15 protein-coding genes and 1 pseudogene are annotated in these 22,825 nt (G+C 68.9%); 9 read left to right on the top strand and 7 right to left on the bottom strand.

Annotated elements, in window-relative coordinates:
• Positions 1 to 10: 10 nt before the first annotated feature.
• Entirely contained in the window at positions 11 to 457 is a 447-nt protein-coding gene (gene dut / locus JD292_RS04155; protein WP_200131441.1) for a dUTP diphosphatase, read from the bottom strand.
• Between the two features lie 158 nt (positions 458 to 615).
• On the opposite strand from dut, the gene JD292_RS04150 reads away from it, so the two are divergent.
• Positions 616 to 1,086: a DUF3093 domain-containing protein gene (locus JD292_RS04150; RefSeq protein WP_200131440.1), complete on the top strand. Its 471-nt coding sequence runs from the start codon at positions 616 to 618 to the stop codon at positions 1,084 to 1,086.
• A 165-nt stretch (positions 1,087 to 1,251) separates the two neighbouring features.
• Here JD292_RS04150 and JD292_RS04145 read toward each other — a convergent pair whose 3' ends face one another.
• Complete coding sequence (locus tag JD292_RS04145; protein ID WP_200131439.1) at positions 1,252 to 1,542, bottom strand: DUF4193 domain-containing protein; 291 nt, start codon at positions 1,540 to 1,542, stop codon at positions 1,252 to 1,254.
• A gap of 209 nt (positions 1,543 to 1,751) precedes the next feature.
• Between JD292_RS04145 and sepH the strand changes: the two genes are divergently transcribed.
• Positions 1,752 to 2,957, top strand: a complete 1,206-nt coding sequence (gene sepH / locus JD292_RS04140; protein ID WP_200131438.1) for a septation protein SepH — start codon at positions 1,752 to 1,754, stop codon at positions 2,955 to 2,957.
• Between the two features lie 54 nt (positions 2,958 to 3,011).
• On the opposite strand, the gene JD292_RS04135 is transcribed toward sepH, so the two are convergent.
• On the bottom strand, positions 3,012 to 4,244 hold the full coding sequence (locus JD292_RS04135; RefSeq protein ID WP_200131437.1) for an alkaline phosphatase family protein: 1,233 nt from the start codon (positions 4,242 to 4,244) through the stop codon (positions 3,012 to 3,014).
• A 10-nt stretch (positions 4,245 to 4,254) separates the two neighbouring features.
• Here JD292_RS04135 and JD292_RS04130 point away from each other — a divergent pair, with 10 nt between their 5' ends.
• Positions 4,255 to 6,705 (top strand): DNA gyrase/topoisomerase IV subunit A, encoded by a 2,451-nt coding sequence (locus JD292_RS04130; protein WP_200131436.1) that lies wholly within the window; start codon positions 4,255 to 4,257, stop codon positions 6,703 to 6,705.
• 66 nt (positions 6,706 to 6,771) lie between these two features.
• On the opposite strand, the gene JD292_RS04125 is transcribed toward JD292_RS04130, so the two are convergent.
• Entirely contained in the window at positions 6,772 to 8,865 is a 2,094-nt protein-coding gene (locus JD292_RS04125) for a DNA gyrase/topoisomerase IV subunit B (protein WP_200131435.1), read from the bottom strand.
• A 192-nt stretch (positions 8,866 to 9,057) separates the two neighbouring features.
• Here JD292_RS04125 and JD292_RS04120 point away from each other — a divergent pair, with 192 nt between their 5' ends.
• On the top strand, positions 9,058 to 9,279 hold the full coding sequence (locus JD292_RS04120; RefSeq protein ID WP_200131434.1) for a DUF7455 domain-containing protein: 222 nt from the start codon (positions 9,058 to 9,060) through the stop codon (positions 9,277 to 9,279).
• Positions 9,280 to 9,421: 142 nt separating this feature from the next.
• Here JD292_RS04120 and JD292_RS04115 read toward each other — a convergent pair whose 3' ends face one another.
• A complete protein-coding gene (locus JD292_RS04115) occupies positions 9,422 to 10,996 on the bottom strand; it encodes an RNA polymerase sigma factor (protein WP_200131433.1) in 1,575 nt (524 codons plus the stop codon).
• Positions 10,997 to 11,195: 199 nt separating this feature from the next.
• Positions 11,196 to 12,311, bottom strand: coding sequence for a proteasome assembly chaperone family protein (locus JD292_RS04110; protein ID WP_369411140.1), 1,116 nt, complete (start codon positions 12,309 to 12,311; stop codon positions 11,196 to 11,198).
• Positions 12,312 to 12,477: 166 nt separating this feature from the next.
• Here JD292_RS04110 and lpdA point away from each other — a divergent pair, with 166 nt between their 5' ends.
• From lpdA to glnA, 5 genes and pseudogenes are all read left to right on the top strand, one after another.
• Entirely contained in the window at positions 12,478 to 13,851 is a 1,374-nt protein-coding gene (lpdA, locus tag JD292_RS04105) for a dihydrolipoyl dehydrogenase (RefSeq protein ID WP_200131432.1), read from the top strand.
• Between the two features lie 42 nt (positions 13,852 to 13,893).
• Positions 13,894 to 15,747: pseudogene (gene sucB / locus JD292_RS04100) on the top strand (2-oxoglutarate dehydrogenase, E2 component, dihydrolipoamide succinyltransferase); the annotation flags it as partial.
• 810 nt (positions 15,748 to 16,557) lie between these two features.
• On the top strand, positions 16,558 to 17,247 hold the full coding sequence (locus JD292_RS04095; protein WP_200131431.1) for a DUF4191 domain-containing protein: 690 nt from the start codon (positions 16,558 to 16,560) through the stop codon (positions 17,245 to 17,247).
• Positions 17,248 to 17,250: 3 nt separating this feature from the next.
• The gene (locus JD292_RS04090; RefSeq protein ID WP_200131430.1) at positions 17,251 to 17,679 is read left to right on the top strand and encodes an RDD family protein; all 429 of its coding nucleotides are present in this window, start codon (positions 17,251 to 17,253) and stop codon (positions 17,677 to 17,679) included.
• A gap of 132 nt (positions 17,680 to 17,811) precedes the next feature.
• Positions 17,812 to 19,236, top strand: a complete 1,425-nt coding sequence (glnA, locus tag JD292_RS04085; RefSeq protein WP_200131429.1) for a type I glutamate--ammonia ligase — start codon at positions 17,812 to 17,814, stop codon at positions 19,234 to 19,236.
• Between the two features lie 514 nt (positions 19,237 to 19,750).
• On the opposite strand, the gene JD292_RS04080 is transcribed toward glnA, so the two are convergent.
• Entirely contained in the window at positions 19,751 to 22,825 is a 3,075-nt protein-coding gene (locus JD292_RS04080) for a bifunctional [glutamine synthetase] adenylyltransferase/[glutamine synthetase]-adenylyl-L-tyrosine phosphorylase (protein WP_200131428.1), read from the bottom strand.

Raw genomic sequence — 22,825 nt, 5'->3', positions numbered from 1 at the left:
CGACGTGCGACTAGTCGCTGACCCCGGTCGAGCCGAAGCCGCCGGTCCCGCGGGCGCTCTCGGGGAGCTCAGCCACCGGAACGAACTCCGCGCGGGACACGGGCATGACGATCACCTGGGCGATCCGATCCCCCGGCTCGACACGGAAGCTCCGCTCGCGATCGGTGTTCAACAGGGTCACCTTGATCTCGCCCCGGTAGCCGGCGTCGACCGTGCCCGGTGCGTTCACGACGGTGATGCCGTGCTTCGCCGCAAGGCCGCTCCGCGGCACGACGAAGGCGGCGTAGCCCTCGGGGAGGGCGATGGCGATCCCAGTTCCGACCAGGGCTCGCTCGCCCGGTGCGAGCTCCACCGTCTCGGTGGAGCGCAGGTCGGCTCCGGCGTCTCCCGGATGCGCGTACCCCGGGACGAGGTCGGCAGCGGCGGCCTGGATGGGGATCTCTACGACGTCAGTCACCCGGACAGGCTACCGGAAGATTTCGAGCGCGCGCAGGGCGTCGCGGGCGGGTTGCGGAGACGCGGCCGCACCCATTCCGGGTCGCGGGAGCGGCCGTGAGGACGTCGGCGCACGTGCCGCCTGCCCGCAGCTGCGGTCCCACCTGGGATACTGGTGTCATGACCAGTGACGCGCCCGCCAAAACCACGGCCCTTCCCTACTCGGAGCGACTGCTCCCGGGGCCCGGCCTCTTTACCGCGCTGCTGCTCCTCGTGCCGGGCGTGACGCTCGTGCTGACGCCGATCAACAGCTCGATCGCTCTGCCGACGGCGATCGTCGTGTATCTCCTGATCGCGCTGGCACTCATCCTGATGAGCCCGAGCATCCGGGTGGAGAACGGAACGCTCATGGCGGGCCGCGCGCGCATTCCCGTCTCCGAGCTCGGCGACGTCGAACTGCTCGGTGCCGAGGCCATGCGGGCCGCGATCGGTACGGAGCTGGACGCGCGCAGCTACACCCTCGTGCGCGGCTGGATCCATCGCGGGGTCCGGATCGCGAATACCGATCCCGAGGATCCCGCTCCGTTCTGGATCATCACCACGCGCCACCCGAAGCGGCTCGCTGACGCGATCGCCGCCGCGCGCGGCTAGGCGCGCTCCGCACGATTCATGGCGCGGCGGCGCGCGCTGGCCCGTCCCGGCGGCGCCCGTCAGGCCGCGGCCGGGAAGAAGGGAATGGCCCCCGATCCAGTCGGATCGGGGGCCATTCCTTACGCGCGTGCACTCGGGCGCGGCAGGACGAACCTCAGCGGAGCGTCACGCGGAGCACTCGGCGCAGACCGGGCCGAGATCCGTCTGGTGATCCATCTGCGAGCGATGACGCACGAGGAAGCAGCTGACGCAGGTGAACTCGTCGTCCTGCTGCGGAAGCACGACGACGTCGAGCTCGACGTCGGAGAGGTCGGTTCCGCCGATGTCGAAGCTCGGGTTATCCGCGTCCTCGGAATCGAGGCCGGAGGCACCCTTCGCCGGCCCGCGCTCCTTCAACGCCTCGATTGATTCGGCGTCTTCTTCGGTCTTGCGCGGTGCGTCGTAGTCGGTGGCCATTCTCTCCCTGCACTTCCGTGCCGGGTATCGGCACTTGTTCCTGCGAGCGGCCATATTCTGCCCCACCCGGGTGGCAAAGCGCAAACCAGATCCGTCGTGTTCTCTCACCGCGAATGTTCGTCGATCGGGAACTTCGGTACCCGCCGAGTCAATACCGGCGTTCCTGCGCGGGGTATGGCACGCTTGACGCGACCGGAAGGATGGCGCCGATGGACGAACTGCGCTTTGTGCGACGCGATGACCGAACGTTGATCCTCGCGAGCGAGACGGGCGACGAATACCGTCTCGTCGTGGACGATGCCGTGCTCGCGGAACTCAAGCACCTCAATCGCAGAGAACCGAGCGCAGCACCGGTGCGCCCGCGGGAGATCCAGGCGCTGATCAGGGCGGGTAAAACCCGTGCCGAGGTGGCCGAGGCAACGGGGCTCGAGGAAGCCGACATCGAGCGCTTCGAGGAGCCCGTCCTCGCGGAGCGCCGCTACATCCTCGAGCGCGCCCACGCCGTTCCCGTGCGCACCGATGCCGCGGGCGAGGACGAGGAGAAGTTCGGCGAGGTGATCGAGCAGCGGCTCGTGTCCCTCGGCGCAGACGCAAGCGAGTGGTCGTCGTGGCGCGAGGAGGAGGGCGGCTGGAAGATCGCGCTCGAGTTCATCGCGCGCGACGTCGCCCATCGCGCCGTGTGGGGCTTCGAGCACCGAACCGCCGTGCTCTCCCCCGAGAACCCCGATGCCGTTTCGCTGTCCAAGCAGGGCGATGTGGGCGATCAGCTGATTCCGAAGCTCCGCGCGGTCGATGATCGCGAGAAGCGCGGTCGCTTCGATTCGGCGGCCTTCGACACCGTCGATGTCGCGGCGGAGCAGGCAAAAGCCGAGGCACAGGCGCAGGCGGCTGAGGAAGCGGAAGCCCAGGCGGCCGAGGAGAGCGAGGCGGAGTACGAGCGCAAGCGCGAGATCGACCACCGCGCGATCAAGACGAACGAGGATGCTCAGGACTTCAGCCAGACCGCCGATCTGCTCGACGCGCTCCGGAAGCGTCGTGGCGAGCGTGATCAGCGCGCTGGCATCCAGTCCGGCGGCGAGGGCGGCGACGATGCCTCGGCCGAGAACACCGCTCCCGTGACGAGCGTCGGTGCGACAAACGCCTCACCGGCGGAACCCGCTCGTGAGGATCGCCCCAAGAAGCCTCGAAGCATCTGGAGCGGTGCGGGCGTATCGAGTGAGGCACCCGTCCCGGGCGCCACTCCCCTGCCCGACCCCGAAGAAGTGTCGAAGCCCGCGCCGAGCGCGACGGACGACGCGAAGTCCGGCGAGCGCTCCGCGGAAAGCGAGCGCGGCTCGCGGAAGGGCCGCGCCTCGATCCCGAGCTGGGACGACATCCTCTTCGGAACGCGCAGCGACGAGGATCCCGCGGACTAACGCCGCACGCGGTGTCGGCCGCCACGGAATTGCCGTGGCCGCCGACACGGGCTCCTAGTCCGCGCCGACAGCGGCCAGCGCCGCGACGGCCGAAGCGAACCCGCTCCCGGCGAGCGCTCCGGCGACCGCGAGCGGTACGCCGCGCTCCTCGTCCGTGAACGAGCCGTGCTGGCCGATCATGGCGAGCGCCTGCGGTGCATCGGTGCTGAGATAGTAGGCGACCCGCTTCCGCGCCGCGAGGACGACGTCGCCGAGGCGCTGCGCAACCGCGGCCTCCACCGAACCGAACGCCCCGCTCGCGACCGCTTCCTCGCGCGTCGCGACCCAGGCGCGCTTGCCCTCGGCGGCCTCCAGCCGCGCCGCGAATTCCGCAGCCTCACTCGGATCCTCGAGATAGAAGGATCGGAGACGCGGCTCACCGCCCACTTCCGCGACGCCGTCGAGCAGCCCCGGAGCCTCGTCGAGCAGAACGTGGAGCGACGGATCGACGTCGACGATCCCGTGGTCCGCGGTGAGCACGACACCGACGTCGCTCGGCAGCGTGCGCAGGAAGTCGTCGAGCGCAGCGTCGAGGCGCTCGAGCCGTGAGCACCACTCCCGGCTCTCCCAGCCATCGTGATGGGCAGCGCGGTCGAGCTCGTCGATGTACAGATACCCCAGCAACGGGTCTCCGGACCTGACCGCAGCGGACATCGCGGCGAAACGATCCTCGATCCGCTGAGCGGGAAGATACTCGGCCCCCGTGAGAATCGCGGTGGTGAGACCGCTCTCCTCGTGCGCGGGCCTGGCGGTGACCACGGCCCGCGCCCCGACGAGCCTTGCTCCGCGGAACAGGGGTTCCGCGCGCTGCCATGCGCGGATGTCGTCGATGCCCTCCCACTCGCTCAGCGTCGTCACGAGTCCGAGCCGAGGGTGCCGGATCCGGTACCCGATCAGGCCGTGCTCCCCGGGAAGTCGTCCGGTGGTGATCGTCGTGAGGGCGGCCCCCGTCGTTGACGGGCTGACGGTTTCGATGCGGCGGCGGGCGAGCGCCGCGAGCGTGGGCGCGTGCCCGATCCTGCCCTGCAGATTCGCGTGTCCGAGGCCATCGACGACGATGATCACAAAGGATCGGGTCGGCCGCAGCCGGTCAGCATCCATGGCGTCGGCGGCGGCAGCCCGCTCGGCCCCGATCACGTCGGAGAGGGACTCGACGGCGCTCAGGCCGGCGCCGCGGGCCAGAGCGGCGAGCCCTGTTGGCAGAATCGCGGCAAGCCTCGCACCGTTGTCGGAGGTGGTCGGTAGCATGAAGCCCATTATGACCGAATCGCCCAGAGCACCCCACGAGATCGCCGGCGAACGGATCGAGGACATCGACATCTCCCAGGAGATGGAGGGTTCGTTCCTCGAGTACGCCTACTCGGTGATCTATTCCCGCGCGCTGCCCGATGCGCGCGACGGGCTGAAGCCGGTGCAGCGCCGGATCCTGTTCATGATGATGGACATGGGACTGCGGCCCGAGAAGGGCCACGTGAAGTCGGCTCGCGTGGTCGGCGAGGTCATGGGCAAGCTCCACCCGCACGGCGACGCCTCGATCTACGACGCGCTCGTGCGTCTCGCGCAGGGCTTTGCGATGCGCCTGCCGCTCGTGGACGGCCACGGAAACTTCGGCTCGCTCGATGACGGCCCCGCGGCCTCTCGCTACACCGAGGCGCGCCTCGCTGGCGCGGCGCTCGCCATGACCGCCTCGATCGACGAGGACGTCGTCGACTTCGTCCCCAACTACGACAACCAGATCATGCAGCCCGAGGTGCTGCCATCCGCGGTGCCGAACCTCCTGGTCAACGGCGCGAGCGGCATCGCGGTCGGCATGGCGACCAACCTCGCACCGCACAACCTCATCGAGGTCGTCGAAGGAGCGAAGCACCTGCTCGCGAACCCCGCGGCAACGGTCGAGGAACTCATGGAGTTCATTCCCGGTCCCGACCTCCCCGGCGGCGGCACGATCGTCGGTCTCGACGGCGTCAAGGACGCGTACCGCACCGGTCGCGGGGCCTTCCGTACCCGCGCGAAGGTCGCAGTGGAGCAGATCGGACCGCGTCGCACCGGTCTCGTCGTGACCGAGCTCCCCTATCTCGTCGGCCCCGAGCGCGTCATCGAGAAGATCAAGCAGGGCGTCGAGGCGAAGAAGCTCTCGGGAATCGCCGACGTCGCGGATCTCACCGACCGCAAGAACGGCCTGCGCCTCGTCATCACCCTGAAGACGGGCTTCTCCCCCGATGCGGTGCTCGAACAGCTGTACCGCTACACGCCGCTCGAGGACTCCTTCAGCATCAACTCCGTCTCCCTCGTGAACGGTCAGCCGCAGACACTCGGCCTGCGCGAGATGCTCCGCGTCTTCCTCGACCACCGGATCGACGTGATCCGCCGCCGCTCCGAGTTCCGGCTGCGCAAGCGGCGCGAGCGCCTCCACCTCGTCGAGGGCCTGCTCATCGCGATCCTCGACATCGACGAGGTCATCCAGCTGATCCGCACGAGCGACGACGCAGAGGCCGCGCGCTCGCGCCTCATGCAGGTCTTCGACCTGTCGGAGCCGCAGGCGGAGTACATCCTGGAACTGCGTCTTCGTCGGCTCACGAAGTTCTCGCGCGTGGAGCTCGAGGCGGAGCGCGACGAGCTGCGCGCCGAGATCGAGCAGCTGCTCGAGATCCTCGGCAGCGAGGCGCGCCTGCACGCGGTCGTCGCCGCGGAGCTCGACGAGGCGGCCGAGGCGTTCGGCACGCCGCGCCGCACGCTGCTGACCGGCGCGGTCGCGCGACCCTCGCGCGCCTCGGCCCAGGCCGCGTCCCTGGAGGTCGCCGACACCCCCTGCACTGTGCTGCTCTCCGTGACCGGGCGCGCGCTGCGCATCGATCGCGACCCCGAGGCCCTCGAGCCGATCCGCGGCGCGTCGCGCGCCACCAAGCACGGCGCCATCCTCTCCGCGGTCGACGGCACGGTTCGCGGCGAACTCGGTGCGGTGCTCTCCGACGGAACGCTGCACCGCTTCACCCCGGTCGACCTGCCGCTCGTGCCCGGCGCGAGCGTCGCGTTCTCGGCGGGCGCCAAGCTGCTGGAGTACATCGGCGTCACCGACAAGAAGCTCCGCGTGGTCGGCATCGTGCCGCTCGACACGGAGACCCCGATCGGCCTGTTCACCGTGCAGGGCACCGTGAAGCGGGTCCTGCTCACGGACCTCCCGGCGAAGCCCGAGTTCGAGGTGATCGGTCTCAAGGCTGGCGACGCTCTGATCGCCGCGTTCGCTGCACCGGACGATTCGGAGATCGCGGTCGTCACGAGCGACGCGCAGCTGCTCCGATTCCCCGCGAGCGCGGTGCGCCCGCAGGGCCGGCCCGCAGGCGGCATGGCCGGCATCCGGCTCGGGACCGACGCGCGCGTGGTGTTCGCCGGCTCCGTCCCGGAGGGCGCTGACGCGAAGGTCGTGACGATCGCCGACAGCTCGATCACGCTCCCCGGAACCGACGTCGCCACCGCGAAGGTGTCCGACTGGGCTGAGTTCCCGGCGAAGGGCCGCGCCACCGGCGGCGTCCGCGCGCAGCGCTTCCTCAAGTGGGAGGACCAGATCGCGGCGGCCTGGGTCGGCGTGGGTGAGCCGCGGGCGCTCTCCGCGGACGGCTCGGCGCGCAAGCTGCCGAGCGAACTCGGCAAGCGCGACGGCTCGGGTCAGCCGATCGACGGTTCGGCGGCGTTCGTGGGTCTCGCGCCCTGATCGGACGGCTCCCCGTGGCGCCCCAGGGGCCCGCGGGGAGCCGGGCAGGGCCCTGCGGGGCCAGGACTACGCGTCGATGCGCTCGCGATCGAGGTCGTCGGCGTTCTCGATGATGAACTCCTTGCGCGGGGCGACATCGTTGCCCATCAAGAGTTCGAACACCTGGGACGCGGAGTGGGCGTCCTCGACGCGGACGCGGCGGAGCGCGCGGTGCTCACGATCCATCGTGGTCTCCGCCAGCTGGTTCGCATCCATCTCGCCGAGGCCCTTGTAGCGCTGGATGGGCTCCTGGTACTTCTTGCCGCGCTTGCGCAGGTCCGCGAGAAGGGTCTGGAGTTCGCGCTCGCTGTACGTGTAGACGATCTCCTTCGGCTTGCGGCCGCCGTGCACGATCACGACCCGGTGCAGCGGCGGCACCGCCGCGTAGACGCGACCGGCCTCGAGCATGGGGCGCATATAGCGGAAGAAGAGCGTGAGGAGGAGGGTGCGGATGTGGGCGCCGTCGACGTCCGCATCGCTCATGAGGATGACCTTGCCGTAGCGCGCGGAACCCAGGTCGAAGTCGCGACCGGAGCCGGCCCCGATGACCTTGATGATCGCGCCGCACTCCGCGTTGTTGAGCATCTCCGCGACTGACGCCTTCTGGACGTTGAGGATCTTGCCTCTGATCGGGAGCAGGGCCTGGAACTCGCTGTCGCGCGCCGGGCGGGCGGTGCCGAGGGCGCTGTCGCCCTCCACGATGAAGAGTTCGGTCTCGTCGACGTTCTTGGACCGGCAGTCGATGAGTTTCGCCGGGAGCGAGGAGCTCTCGAGCGAGCTCTTCCGCCGTGCCGTGTCGCGCTGGGCCCGCAACGAGATTCGGGCCTTCATCTCGGAGACCATCTTCTCGAGCAGCTGGCCGGTCTGGGCCTTGTCCTGCTTGCGCGTGGATTCGAACCGCTCGCCGAGGCCGGCGACGACGGCCCTCGAGACGATCGAGCGCACGGCCGCGGTGCCGAGCACCTCCTTCGTCTGGCCCTCGAACTGGGGTTCCGGTACGCGGACCGTGACGACCGCGGTGAGGCCGGTCAGGATGTCGTCCTTCTCCGGCTTGTCGGATCCGGCCTTCAGCTTGCGCGCGTTCTGCTCGATCTGCTTCTTGAAGAAGCGCGTGAGCCCCTGCTCGAACCCGCTCAGGTGGGTGCCGCCCTTCGGCGTTGCGATGATGTTGACGAAACTCTGGATCTCCGTGTCGTAGCCGGTTCCCCAGCGCATGGCAACGTCGACCTCGCAGGTGCGCTCGACCTCGCGGGAGATGAGATGCCCGGTTTCCTCGTCCATGACCGGAACGGTCTCGGTGAAGGTGCCGGAATTCTGCACGCGCCAGGTCTCGGTGAGCGGCGCATCGATCGCCAGGAAGTCGACGAACTCGGAGATGCCGCCCTCGTACTCGAAGCGGTGAGAGGCCGGCTGGCCCGCCTCATCGAGCGATTCCGCGCGGTGATCCGTGATCTCGATCGCGAGCCCGGGAACGAGGAACGCCGTCTGGCGGGCGCGCGCCACGAGCGATTCCGGCTCGAAACGGGCCGTCGGCAGGAAAATCTGCGGGTCGGCCCAGTACCGGACGCGGGTACCCGTGACGCCCTTCTTGACGCGGCCCACCGCGCGCAGCTCCGAGGCCTCCTCGAACGGGGTGAACGGGCTGTCGGGGCCATCCCCGGAGAACACTCCGGGTTCACCGTGGCGGAACGACATCGCCCAGGTCTTGCCGTCGCGATCCACCTCCACGTCGAGGCGGGAGGAGAGCGCGTTCACCACGGAGGCGCCGACGCCGTGCAGGCCGCCGGACGAGGCGTAACCGCCGCCGCCGAACTTGCCGCCGGCGTGCAGCTTCGTGAAGACGAGCTCGACGCCAGACAGACCGCTCTTCGGCTCGATGTCCACGGGGACACCGCGGCCCGTGTCCGACACCGTCACACTGCCGTCCTCGTGGAGGGTGATGCCGATCTCGTTTCCGTGCCCGGCCAGGGCCTCATCCACGGAGTTGTCGATGATCTCCCACAGGCAATGCATGAGACCGCGCGAATCGGTCGTGCCGATATACATGCCGGGTCGCTTGCGCACCGCTTCAAGGCCCTCGAGGACCGTGAGATGACGTGCGGAATAGCTGGACTCTGCCAAGGCTTCGGACTCCCTCTGATCACTGACGAATCAACACTAGGACAGGCCGCTGACATTCACGGCGCAGGCCCCCGGCGAGTGCCGAAAACCCTGCACTCCGGCTACGCGCACAGCGAACCGGGGCGGCCCCTGCGCGCGCAACGCCCCCGGACATGCTTGGATGGAGTGAACACGAAGGAATGGGAGGCAGTCATGACGACCATCGAACAGGATCGTACCGACGAGGTCCTCGCAGCGGATCGTCCGCTGAGCGCACTCGACCGCTGCGACAGCTGCGGCGCGCAGGCGTACGTACGCGTAGTGCTGGGCGGCAGCGAGCTGCTCTTCTGCGCGCACCACGCAACCAAGCACGAAGCCAAGCTCCGGCCCATGGCCGAGTCCTGGCACGACGAGAGCCACCGTCTCAACGCCTAACCGGCGCGGACGATACACAGGGCCCCGGATCTCCTGATCCGGGGCCCTGTGTCATGTCCGCGCGTTTCGGGTGATGCACGCGCCAGAAAAGGCAGGAGGGCCCGCCGAAGTGATTCGACGGGCCCTCCTTGCGGCGTCCGGCCTACTCGAGGTAGTCGCGCAGCTGCTGGCTCCGCGACGGGTGCCGCAGCTTCGCCATGGTCTTCGACTCGATCTGGCGGATCCGCTCGCGCGTCACGCCGAACGTGTCACCGATCTGATCGAGGGTCTTCGGCATGCCGTCGCCCAGCCCGAAGCGCATCCGGATGACGCCGGCCTCGCGCTCGGACAGGGAGTCGAGCAGCTGCTCGAGCTGCTGCTGCAGCATCGTGAACCCGACCGCGTCGGCCGGGACGACCGCCTCGGTGTCCTCGATGAGGTCGCCGAACTCGCTGTCGCCGTCCTCGCCGAGCGGGGTGTGCAGCGAGATCGGCTCGCGACCGTACTTCTGCACCTCGACGACCTTCTCGGGGGTCATGTCGAGCTCGCGGCTCAGCTCCTCGGGGGTGGGCTCGCGGCCGAGATCCTGCAGCATCTGGCGCTGCACGCGGGCGAGCTTGTTGATGACCTCGACCATGTGCACGGGGATACGGATCGTGCGGGCCTGATCGGCCATGGCGCGGGTGATCGCCTGACGGATCCACCAGGTCGCGTACGTCGAGAACTTGAAGCCCTTGGTGTAGTCGAACTTCTCGACCGCGCGGATGAGGCCGAGGTTGCCCTCCTGAATGAGGTCGAGGAACTGCATGCCGCGGCCCGTGTACCGCTTCGCGAGCGACACGACGAGACGGAGGTTTGCGCCGAGCAGGTGGCTCTTCGCGCGCTGCCCGTCGCGTGCGACCCACTTCAGTTCGCGCTCGAGCTTCTTCGGGAGACCCTTCTCGGTGGCCAGCTTCTCCTCGGCGAACAGGCCGGCCTCGATCCGCATCGCGAGCTCGACCTCCTCCGCGGCGTTGAGGAGCGCGACCTTACCGATCTGCTTCAGGTAGTCCTTGACCGGGTCGGCGGTTGCGCCGGGGATGGCCGTCGTGACCGTCGGCACGTCCTCCTCGTCACCGGCCTTGAGCACGATCGCGCCGCGCGGAAGCGGGACCGCGGGTGCCTGCGGAGCCTTCTCCTCGTGGTGATCCTCCTCGGGAGCGATCTCGATCTCCTCGACCTCCGGCTCAGCCTTCGCCGCGGTCTTCCGCTTTGCTGGGGCCTTCTTGGCGGGTGCCTTCTTCGCGGCGGGTGCCTTCTTTGCGGCCGTGGTCTTCTTCGCGGCGGCGGGAGTCTCCTCCGCGGCGTCCTCGGCGGACTTGGCAGCGGCGGTCGACTTCTTGGCCGCGGCGGTCTTCGCAGCCGTGGTCTTTGCCGTCGCAGTCTTCGCCGTCGAGGCCTTCTTGGCGGCGGTGGTCTTCGCCGCCGTGGTCTTCGCCGCCGTGGTCTTCGCCGCGGTGGTCTTCGCCGCCGTGCTCTTCGCCGCCGTCGTCTTCTTCGCGGCGGTGGCCTTCGGTTCGGCCTTGGCCGCCGTCGTCTTCTTGGCAGCGGTCTTCGTCGCTGCGGTCTTCTTCGCCGCGGTCGCCTTCGTCGCGGCGGGGGCGGTCTCGACCGCGTCGGCGGACTCGCTGCTCTTCGCAGCGCTCGCCTTCTTCGCGGTGGAGCTCGCCCGGGTCTTGGTCGTGGATGCAGTTGCCACGCAGCCGCCTCTCTCTGTCCTGTCGGAGCCTCAAACCACCGGATCGAGCGGCCGAGTGCTCACAGCATGAAAACCCATGTCAAGCCCGGGACATTCCCGCGAGCGGGAAAAGCCACCGAATTGAATGGGTTCACGCACTATTATTGCATGCCCGAAAGGGTCAAACTGACCGTCGCCGGGGAGCGTGCGTCGCCCGCGATCAGGAAGCGGTCGGATTGTCGCCGTCGGTGTCGTCGCTTCCATCCGCGGTGCCGTCCCCGTTGCTTCCCGGCGGGACCTCGCCCGATCCCTCGTCTGGGAACGCGGATCGGCCCGGATCGCTCGTCTCACCGGGACGGGAAAGCCACGGCTCCTGTCCTGAGGGGCCCCGGTCGGAACGATCCCCGTCGAAGCGCGCGCCGGTTTCCCCCTGGCCCGACTGGCGGTCTGCGAGATACCGTTCGAGCTCGCTCGCGAGCTGATCGGCCGTCGGGATCGAGCCGTCCTCCGCGACGAGCGGGGAGCGAGAGGTCTGGTCCTCCATGTAGGCGTCGTAGCGGTGCTCGAGGTTCCGCACCATCTCCGACGATTCGTCGTTCTCCGCGATCTGGCTGTCGACCTGCGTGTTGAACTCTCGTGCTGCCTCGAGCACGCGCTCGGTGGCGAGGATCAGCCCGGTCGTGGCCATGATTCCGTCGAGTGCCGCGTAGAGCGCGTCGGGGTACTCGGTGTTCGCGAGATAGTGGGGCACGAGCAGGGCAAGTCCGACCACATCCTCCCCGAGGCTGTGCAGGCGGTACTCGAGGACGTGGGACGCAGAGGCCGAGAGCTTCGTTCGGGGTCGCCACACGGATCGCGCCTCGATCAGGTCGTCCCGGGTGCCGCTCACGGTCATGGAGATGGGACGGGTGTGCGGAACGGGCATCGGAATCGCGTGGCTCCAGACCGTTACGGAGACCTCGAACTCGTGGATCAGCAGGAGGACGCGGTCGATGAAGCGCTCCCAGGCGAAATCCGGCTCGTACCCGCTCAGCAGCAGGAACGGTTTGCCGAGATCGTCGTGCAGGAGGAAGAGCCCGAGTTCCTCGGGCGAATAGTCGATGAGATGGGTCTCGTCGAAGGTGATGATGGGCCGGCGTGCGCGGTAGTCGAGCAGCTGATCGGCATCGAAACGAACGAGTTCCTGCGGCTCGTACTCGCGCCAAAAATACTCCTCGAGTTGCGAGACCGCTCCCCCGGCATCACTCAGCCCCTGCAGCGCGACGACGAGCGGCAGGCCCTTCGGGACGAGGGCGCGACGCTCGGGATAATCTGCGGAAAATAGGGACTCGGTCACACAATCCATCCTAGGAACGGGAGCCCCCGTTCATCACCTCTATCGTGACGCTGCTAGCGAACCCGACATGCCTCGGGCCCGCAGGGGCGCGGGTGTAGTCTGGTCCTGGTGCGCCCGGCATAGCGCCGCGACGCCGACCCACCGGCAGCGACTCAAGGAGACCCACTTGGCCGATCAGCAGTTCGACATCGTAGTTCTGGGCGGCGGCAGCGCCGGTTATGCGGCGGCGATCCGCGCGACGCAGCTGGGCTACAGCGCCGCAGTCATCGAGAAGGACAAGCTCGGCGGCACCTGTCTCCACCGGGGTTGCGTGCCGACCAAAGCGCTGCTCCACTCCGCCGAGATTGCCGATGTCGCGCGCGAGGGCGAGAAGTACGGCGTGCTCTCCAGCGTTGACAGCATCGATATCGCGAAGGTCAACGCCTTCCGCGAGAACCTGGTCGCTGGAAAGTTCAAGGGGCTGCAGGGCCTGCTCAAGGCGAACGGGATCACCGTGATCGCCGGCGAGGGTCGCCTGATCGACCCGCACACGGTCCAGGTCGGCGACGACAAGATCACCGGCAAGAAGATCGTCCTCGCGACCGGGTCCTACTCCCGCTCGCTCCCCGGCCTCGACATCGAGGGCCGCGTGATCACGAGCGAGCAGGCGCTCGAGCTTCAGGAGATTCCGAACCGGGTCATCATTCTCGGTGGCGGCGTCATCGGCGTCGAGTTCGCGAGCGTGTGGCGCTCCTTCGGCGCCGAGGTCACGATCGTGGAGGGTCTCCCCCACCTCGTGCCGAACGAGGAGGAGTCGATCTCGAAGCAGCTCGAGCGGGCCTTCCGCAAGCGCGGGATCGACTTCAAGCTCGGCGTCCGTTTCAAGTCCGTCACGCAGGATGCCTCGAGCGTCACCGTGACCCTCGAGGACGGGACCGAGATCTCGGCCGACTACTTGCTCGTCGCCGTCGGCCGTGGCCCCGCGACGCAGGGCAACGGCTTCGAAGAGGTCGGGATCAACATGGATCGCGGCTTCGTGCTCACCGATGAGCGCCTCGCAACGAATGTCCCCGACGTGTACGCGATCGGCGACATCGTTCCCGGCCTCCAGCTCGCGCATCGCGGCTACCAGCAGGGCATTTTCGTCGCGGAGGAGATCGCGGGCCTGAACCCGGTGGTGGTCGAGGACGTGAATATCCCGAAGGTCACCTACTGCGACCCCGAGATCGCTTCGGTCGGCCTCACCGAGGCGAAGGCCAAGGAGAAGTACGGCGACGCCAACGTCACCACGTACGAGTACAACCTCGCCGGGAACGCGAAGAGCTCGATCCTGGGAACGGCGGGATCCGTGAAGGCCGTTCGCGTCAACGACGGCCCCGTGGTCGGCGTCCACATGATCGGCGCGCGCGTTGGCGAGCTCGTGGGCGAGGCCCAGCTCATCGTCAACTGGGAGGCGTACCCCGAGGACGTCGCCCCCTTCATCCACGGTCATCCGACCCAGAACGAAACCATCGGCGAGACCATGCTCAAGCTCGCCGGCAAGCCGCTGCACGCAATCTGACGGCAGCATCGAGACTGAACGCAACGAACGGAGAAATGCACGATGAGTGAATCGGTGGTCCTCCCCGCACTGGGTGAGAGTGTGACCGAGGGCACGGTCACGCGCTGGCTGAAGAACGTCGGCGACACCGTCGAGGTCGACGAGCCCCTGCTCGAGGTGTCGACGGACAAGGTCGACACGGAGATCCCCTCCCCCTTCTCGGGCGTGCTCGAGCAGATCCTCGTTCAGGAGGACGAGACCGCAGAGGTGGGCTCGCAGCTCGCCGTGATCGGTGACGGCTCCGGCGCAGGATCGTCCCAGGAAAGCGCACCCGCCGCGGACGCCGCCCCCGCGGCTCCGGCAGCGGAGTCCGCTGCTCCCGCTGCTGAGGCTGCTCCCGCTTCGGAGCCCGCACCCGCACCGGCGGCAGCCGCCGAGGCGCCCGCCGCCTCCGCGCCGGCGCCCGCCGCATCGAGTGACGCGCAGGACATCGTGCTGCCGTCGCTCGGTGAGAGCATCACCGAGGGAACGGTCACGCGCTGGCTGAAGAACGTTGGCGACACCGTCGAGGTGGACGATCCGCTGCTCGAGGTGTCGACCGACAAGGTGGACACGGAGGTCCCCTCCCCGATCGCCGGTGTGCTCACCGAGATCCTGGTTCAGGAGGACGACACCGTCGAGGTCGGCGGCGTACTCGCCCGGATCGGCTCCGAGGCGCCCGCGCAGGCCCCCGCCGCCGAGTCCGCACCGGCATCGGCCGCAGAACCGGCCCAGGCCGCCCCGCAGGCGCAGCCCGCTGAACCGGCCCCCGCTGCAGCGGCACCGGCCGCAGAGGCCGCTCCGGCTCCGGCAGCGGAGGCTGCTCCGGCCCCGGCCGCGACCCCCGCACCGGCAGCGACCCCCGCACCGGCAGCGACCCCCGCACCGGCAGCCACTCCCGCTCCGGCAGCTGCTCCCGCCGCTCCCGCTGCGGCACCGGCGGCTGCCCCGGCTCACGCGGATGCCTCGGGCTACGTCACGCCGATCGTCCGTAAGCTCGCCAACGACTCCGGCGTCGACCTCTCGATGGTCACCGGCACCGGCGTCGGCGGTCGCATCCGCAAGGAGGACGTCATCGCGGCCGCTGCAGCTGCGAAGCAGTCCGCTCCCGCGGCTTCGGCGTCGACCTCGGCGCCCGCGAAGCGCGCCGCCGCCGAGGTGTCCGAGCTCCGCGGCACGACGCAGAAGATGTCGCGCCTGCGCAAGGTGATCTCGGAGCGCGCGGTGCAGTCGCTGCAGAGCACGGCTCAGCTCACCACGATGGTCGAGGTCGACGTGACTCGCGTCGCCCAGTTCCGTCAGGCCAACAAGGACGCGTTCCTCGAGAAGACCGGGAACAAGCTTTCCTTCCTGCCGTTCTTCGCTGTCGCCGCGGCCGAGGCGCTGAAGAGCTACCCGATCATCAATGCGACGGTCGAGGGCGATTCGATCACCTACCCCGCCACGGAGAACATCAGCATCGCCGTGGACACCGAGCGCGGTCTGCTCACCCCGGTGCTGCGCGACGCTGGCGACAAGAACATCGCCCAGGTCGCGGCCGAGATCGCCGACCTCGCCGCCCGCACCCGCGACAACAAGCTCACGCCCGATGAGCTGAGCGGGGGTACGTTCACCCTGACGAACACGGGTTCGCGCGGCGCGCTGTTCGATACGCCGCTCGTGTTCCTGCCGCAGGTCGCCATCCTCGGCACGGGGTCCGTCGTGAAGAAGCCCGCCGTCGTTTCCGGCCCCGAGGGCGACGCGATCGCGATCCGCTCGATGGTGTTCCTGGCGCTCTCGTACGACCACCGCGTGGTCGACGGGGCGGACGCCGCGCGCTTCCTCACCCAGGTGAAGCAGCGCCTCGAGGAGGGCGATTTCGCCGCTGCCCGCGGCTTCTGCGCGGGCTTTGGGGCACGCGGATGGCGGCGGGATCACCTTGATCCCGCGGCCTTCCGCCGTTTCCCGGGGGTCCAAGATCCCCCGGCCGCAGCGCCAGCCGACTCGGCTGCTCGCCGCGGCCGCACCGGCCCGATCCTTCGCGAGACCTCATCCAGAACCGTCTCCTCGGGGGTCACGCCGGAACCGGAAGGCGCGTCGGCCGCGATCGCCTGGGCGGCAGCCGTGATCGCCTCGAACACGAGGCCGGCCGCGCCCACCCGATCCCAGCGAGCGAGCGCGCGCTCGAACGAGGCGAGCGAGACGCCCAGCGTCGCGCAGCCGAGGTCGTGACCGGAACGTGCGTGCGCACGCTCATCGCCGTCCGCGGCCAGACAGCGCGCCGAGGCTCTGAGGCGAAGCCCCGCCCAGCTCAGACGGAGCGCTCGCCACGCGAGTTCGCCAGCACCGCCGGGGATCGACTCGCGTGCATCGGGAGGAGACGGGTCCCACGAGAGCCGCTCGCGGAGCGGGGCGCTCAGGCGCTCGACGCCGCGCGCCAGGAGCGTGGCCATATTGCGGAGCCGGGACAGGCCCCGCGGCACCCACGATCTCAATGATTGGCCAGCACGCACGAGCGACCGCCTCCCGACTCACCAGACCCGCTGGATGCGGGCCGTTGTCCCATGATGCGGCGCCGGGGCGGCCCCCGGCCGCTCCGTGCCCGGATCTGTGGACGGCTTCGGGATCTGCTCGTGCTGTGAGCGAACGAGGCACGCGCACGCGGAGGGCGGTCCCGGAACTCCCCCCGAACGCGATACCCTAGGAGTCATGGCAGCAGAGCAGGCGAAGAAGACCGGTCGCATCCGGCAGATGATCGAGATCTATCAGACGACGAAGGTGCACGATCGCAACCTCACGCCGCTTCTGGTGCTCTGCTTCATCGGCCCGATCGCGGTGGCTCTCCTCGTCGCCTGGCTCCTCCCCGGCAACTGGTTCTCCTGGGTGCTGTGGCCGATCACGGGCATCCTGGTCGGTATCCTCCTCGTCATGATCGTGCTCGGTCGTCGCGCTGAAGCCGTCGCCTACCGTCAGATCGAGGGCCGTCCCGGCGCCGTCGGCGCGATCGTGCAGAGCGCGCTGCGCCGTTCCTGGCGCGGATCCGAGATCCCCGTCGCCATCAACAAGAGCCAGGACGCGGTCTACCGCGTCGTTGGCCGCGGCGGCGTCGTCCTGATCTCCGAGGGCTCCCGCCAGCGCACCCTGCGGATGGCGCAGGATGAGGAGCGCAAGGTCAAGCGCGCACTGCGCAACGTCGAGGTCGTGCACCTGTACGTCGGCCCCGACGAGGGCGGCATTCCGCTCCCCAAGCTGTCGAAGGAGCTCGTGCGCCTGAAGCCGAAGCTCAACCGCAACGAGATCGCGGCCGTCTACAACCGGCTCTCCTCGCTGCAGGCGGCTCCGGTCGGGATCCCGAAGGGCATGGATCCGAACAAGATGCGCTCGCAGCGTCCCCGCTGATCCATGGCGACCCAGGCTCCGAAAAACTTCGGGGAACTCGCGCCGAGCAAATGGCCCGGGGAGCGTCTCGGCCTGCCAGAAGAAGGACCGGGATCGGTCGCCAGGATCGGGCGTCGCTTCGCCGCGATCTTCATCGACTGGTGGCTCGCCGCGCTGCCCGCGTACTTCCTCATCGGCGGTCCGCACCCCGAACTCTGGAACATCGCGATCTTCGCGATCCTGCAGATCATCTTCATCCCCACGATCGGCGGCTCGATCGGCCACCGTATTCTGGGCCTGCGCGTCGTTCCGATCGCGGGCGGTTGGGTCGGCATGTGGCGCCCCGTGGTGCGCACCCTCCTGCTCTGCCTGGTGATCCCCGTTCTCGTGTGGGACTCGGATCAGCGCGGCTTCCACGACAAGATTGCGGGGACGGTCCTGATCCGGGCTTGAGCGAGGACGCGGCGTTTTTTCCGGCGCACGAAACACCCTGGAAACATCAGTCTCACAAAATCGAAATGCCGTTCGCGTAGTGTTGGAACGAAGCGAACGCAGCCGTGAGGCGCATCAGCAACGAGGAGCAGAATGTTCACCACCCCCCAGGAAGTCATCGATTTCATTGCGGAAACCGACGTCAAATTCGTCGACATCCGCTTCACGGACATGCCGGGGGTGCAGCAGCACTTCAACATCCCCGCGTCGATGGCCGATGAGGACTTCTTCGAAGTCGGCCAGATGTTCGACGGATCTTCGATCCGCGGCTTCGCCGGCATCGCCGAGTCCGACATGCAGCTGATCCCCGATGTGACGACGGCGTACATCGACCAGTTCCGCGCCGAGCGCACCCTGATCGTCATCTGCGACATCTTCAACCCCCGCACGGGCGAGATCTACTCCAAGGATCCTCGTCAGGTCGCGAAGAAGGCGGAGCAGTACCTCGCCTCCACCGGAATCGCAGACACCGCGTTCTTCGCCCCCGAAGCCGAGTTCTACATTCTCGACTCGGTGCGCTACGAGAACTCGCCGCAGCGGACCTTCTACGAGATCGACTCCGAAGAGGCGCACTGGAACTCCGGCCGCAAGATCGAGGGCGGCAACCTCGGCAACCAGACCGCCGAGAAGGGCGGCTACTTCCCCGTCTCCCCCGTCGACAAGCAGGCTGACCTGCGCGACGACATCTCGCTGCGCCTCATCGAGGCCGGCCTGCAGCTCGAGCGCGCGCACCACGAGGTCGGCGCACCGGGCCAGGCGGAGATCAACTACCGTTTCGACACCATGGTTCGCGCGGCGGACGACGTGCTCAAGTTCAAGTACATCGTGAAGAACACGGCTGAGCTGTGGGGCAAGACGGCAACGTTCATGCCCAAGCCCGTCTACGGCGACAACGGCTCCGGCATGCACACGCACATGTCGCTGTGGCAGGGCGGCGAGCCGCTCTTCTACGACGAGAACGGCTACGCCGGCCTCTCGGACATCGCGCGCTGGTACATCGGCGGCATCCTGCACCACGCCCCCGCGCTGCTCGCGTTCACCAACCCGACGATCAACAGCTACCGCCGCCTCGTCAAGGGCTACGAGGCCCCCGTCAACCTCGCCTACTCGGCGGGCAACCGTTCGGCGGCCGTGCGCATCCCGCTCACCGGCTCGAACCCGAAGGCGAAGCGCATCGAGTTCCGCGCGCCGGACGCCTCGGGCAACCCGTACCTCGCGTTCGCAGCGCAGCTGATGGCCGGAATCGACGGCATCCGCAACCGGATCGAGCCGATGGAGCCCATCGACAAGGACCTCTACGAGCTTCCCCCCGAGGAGGCGAAGAACATCCCCCAGGTGCCCGGATCGCTCGAAGAGGCCCTCGCGGCGCTCGAGGCGGACCACCAGTTCCTCCTTGAGGGCGGCGTGTTCACGGAGGAGCTCATCCAGACCTGGCTCGAGCTGAAGCGCGAGTCCGAGATCGCCCAGATGGCGTTGCGGCCGCACCCGTACGAGTTCGAGCTGTACTACGGCGTGTAGCGGATCGGTCTTCGAGACGCACCGCGTCGCGAACCGTTACGCGGAGCCCGCTGAGATCACCCCTTGCAATCTCTGGATTGTGAGGGGTGATCTCTGTTTTTCGAGGCCGATGCTCTCGCGCTTCTCCTCCCACAGGGGTGAGTGTCCCGGAGTGGATCTGGGCAGTGTGGCCGTTCATTGACCCTCGCGCGTGCGGAGGCCTTTCCCCGTGCGTAATACGCGGTCGTGTGTGATGGGTGCTGACAATCCAACTGAGATTGCTCCGAACGCGTGAAGCCCCCGGATTCAGGCCGGGGGCTTCACACGTTCTGGCGCGGCGGGCCGCGCGAGGTGGGCTAGGAAACGGGATCTTCCTCGATCTCGGCTCCGTCCTCTGCGAGGAGGGCCTCGAGGAACTCATTGAGTGTGGGCATGCCAAAAGATTACGCTTTGGTAACGGTGAGCGGAAGGTGAATTTGGTGAACGTACGCTGAATATTCCCCGGCGGTCCCCAGGGGCCACCGCGGCCGCACTCTCAGGGATGGGGGTAGTGTTCGTCGGGCTCGTACCCGAAGAATCGCCGTTCAAACACCGCGCGAGCGCGACGCGACGCACCGAGCCAGCGCTCCTCCAACTCCGAGGTGGTGCCGTTCGGCATTCCGAGCACGCCCGCGACCCCGGCGAGCTCGCTGCGGTCGATCGGCAGCGAGTCGGAGGATCGCCCGGACCAGAGCTTGAGCGCGGAGCGCACCTCGCTCGCGAAGCGCCACGACTCCCCCAGTTGCTCGCACTCCTCGGGGGTGAGCAGCCCGAGCTCCGTCGCGGCGGTCAACGCGCCGAGCGTCGAGACCGTGCGCAGCTCCGGGTGCTCGCCTCCCTCGGTGAGCTGCAGGAGCTGGACGAGCCACTCGACGTCGCTCAGTCCCCCGGGGCCGAGCTTGAGGTGCCGTGCCGGATCGGCCCCGCGCGGCAGCCGCTCCGACTCAACGCGAGCCTTGATGCGGCGGACCTCGCGGATCTGGGTTTCGCCGAAGGACGCCGGGTAGCGGATCTCGTCGGCGAGGGCCGTGAAGTCGGCCCCGAGCGTTTCGTCGCCAGCGATGGGTCGGGCGCGCAGCAGCGCCTGCGCCTCCCAGGTCACCGACCAGCGCTCGTAGTAGGCGCGGTAGGCATCGAGACTGCGGACGATCGGACCGTTCTTGCCCTCGGGGCGCAGATCGAAGTCGAGATCGACCGGGAACCGGGGATCCGAGACGAGCCTGCGCAACTCCCCGATCAGGCGCCCCGCCGCGCGAGAGGCGCGATCGGGGGCGATGCCGGAGGGGGCGCGGAAGACGGCGAGCAGATCGAGGTCGGAGGCGAATCCGAGCTCGCCACCGCCATAGCGGCCCATGCCGATCAGGGCGAGTTCGAGCTCCCGGGCGTCGTCGCCCTCCGGCACCGCGGCGCGAATCGCGGAGAGCAGCGCGTCGAGGAGGGCCGTGTGGGCGGCGTCGAGCCCGCGGGCGACGTCGGCCTCACCGATCACGCCAACGACCCTGCCCATGGCGAGGCGGAGGATCTCGCGCCGGTGCACCGCGCGCAGCGCCGTGGCGGCGGCCTCCGCGGTGTCGCGGCGGGACGCCAGCGCGCGCATCTCCTCGAATAGCTGCGGGAGCGGGATCGGCTGCAGCCGGTCGTCGCGCTCGAGCCAGGCGACCGCTTCCGGAATCGATTCGAGGAGCTCAGCCGTGAAGCGGGAGCAGGACAGCACCCGGGTGAGGCGCTCGGCCGCTTCCGTGCCGTCGCGCAGGAGTCGCAGATACCAGGGAGTTTCCTTGTTCGCCTCGCTGACGCGGCGGAAGGCGAGCAGACCGTAGTCGGGGTCCGTGCCGTCGGCGAGCCAGCGCAGGAGCACCGGCATGAGGTTCCGGTGGATCCGCGCGCGGCGCGAGGTGCCCTTCGTGAGCGAGGCGAGGTGCCGCATCGCCCCGTCAGGGTCTCGGAAGCCGATGCTCGTGAGCCGGGCGCGCGCCTCGTCGCTGCCGAGTACCAGCTCCTCCTCGGGCAGGGCGGCCACGGCGCTCAGGAGCGGCGCGTAGAAGATCTTCAGGTGGAGTTCGCGGACCTCCCGCTTCACGCGCTCCCACTTCTGGCGCAGCTCGGGTCCGGTGGCGGCGAGCCCGCTTGCGCGCGAGAGCACGCGGAGACCCTCTTCATCGGTGGGCATGATCGCCGTTCGACGCAGCTCTCGGAGCTGCAGGCGGTGCTCGAGCACCCGAAGGAAGCCGTAGTGCTCCGCGAGCCGTTCGCCGTCGCTGCGGGCCACGTAGCCGCCGTCAACGAGCGCGCGGAGGGCGGGCAGGGTGCCACGGAGGTGCAGGCGCTCGTCGTACTGGCCGTGCACGAGCTGGAGCAGCTGCACGCTGAACTCGATGTCACGGAGGCCGCCCGGGCCGAGCTTGAGCTGGGTCTCCAGCTCGCCGTCGTCGATGTGCTCGGTCACGCGCTCGCGCATGCGCTGCACGGAGCCCACGAAGTCGGCGCGCGAGGAGGACGTCCAGACGGCGTCGCGCGTGCGGGCGACGAACTCCGCGCCGAGATCCAGATCGCCGGCCTGTGGGCGCGCCTTGAGCAGCGCCTGGAACTCCCACCCCTTGGCCCAGCGGTCGTAGTAGTTGAGCATCGAGCCGAGCGTGCGCACGAGCGGGCCGTGGCGGCCCTCGGGCCGGAGGTTCGCGTCGAGCTGCCAGAGCGGCGGCTCGATGAGCGGATCGTGGATCCCGCGCATCGTGTCGCTCGCGAGGCGCGTGGCGATCCGGATCAGGGCGTCTCCGTCGAGCACCTCCTGGTCCGTGCTCTCGGCGATGAACACGACGTCCACGTCCGAGACCACGTTGAGCTCCTGGGCCCCGCACTTGCCCATCGCGACGACGGCGAGTCGCGTGGCGGCGAGTCGTTCAGGGCTCACCGGAGGGCCGGACGTGCCGCTCGCGATCGTGGCGCGGGACACCTCGAGCGAGGCCTCGATGGCGGCGTCGGCGAGGCTCGACAGCGAGTTCGCGACGCCCTCGAACGCGGCAACCGCCTCGCCGTTCGCCCCGCGCTCGAGATCATGGAGGGCGACCTCCGCGAGCAGCTCGCGATACCGCACGCGGAGCGCATTCCAGCCGGTATCCCCGATGAGGATCTCGCCGGCCGCGGACGACGGGCTCGACGCTCCCCCGCTCGCGCGCGATCCGGCGCGGATCGCCGCGGCGAGCTCCCGGTGCGCCGTCTCCGCATCGACGAGACGGCCGCCGTCGCGCAGGATCTCCTCCAGGCGTCCGGGGTGCCTCGCGAAGAAGTCGCCGAGCGCTGGCGACGCCCCGAGCAGCCGGCACAGCCGCACCCACTCCTCGGCCGAGAGCCGCTCCAGCAGGCCGGGGCAGCGCTCCTCGATGAAACGGATCCTCAGCACCGCGGCGTCCGGATCCGCCGCCCGGCCGAAGGCGAGCAGCAGGGTGCTCGGGGTGATCCCGATGCGGCCGGCGAGCTCGGTGAGTTCGGTGCGCGCGTCGCCCAGGTCCTGGAACCCCGAGCGCGCGAGCTCCGCAAGTCGCAGCGCCTGGGTGGGAGTGAGGTCAGGCAC

The organism is Leucobacter edaphi (assembly GCF_016522535.1).
GTDB lineage: Bacteria > Actinomycetota > Actinomycetes > Actinomycetales > Microbacteriaceae > Leucobacter > Leucobacter edaphi.
The sequence above is the reverse complement of the archived record's forward strand: the minus strand, read 5'-3'. Positions and strand labels throughout refer to the sequence as shown.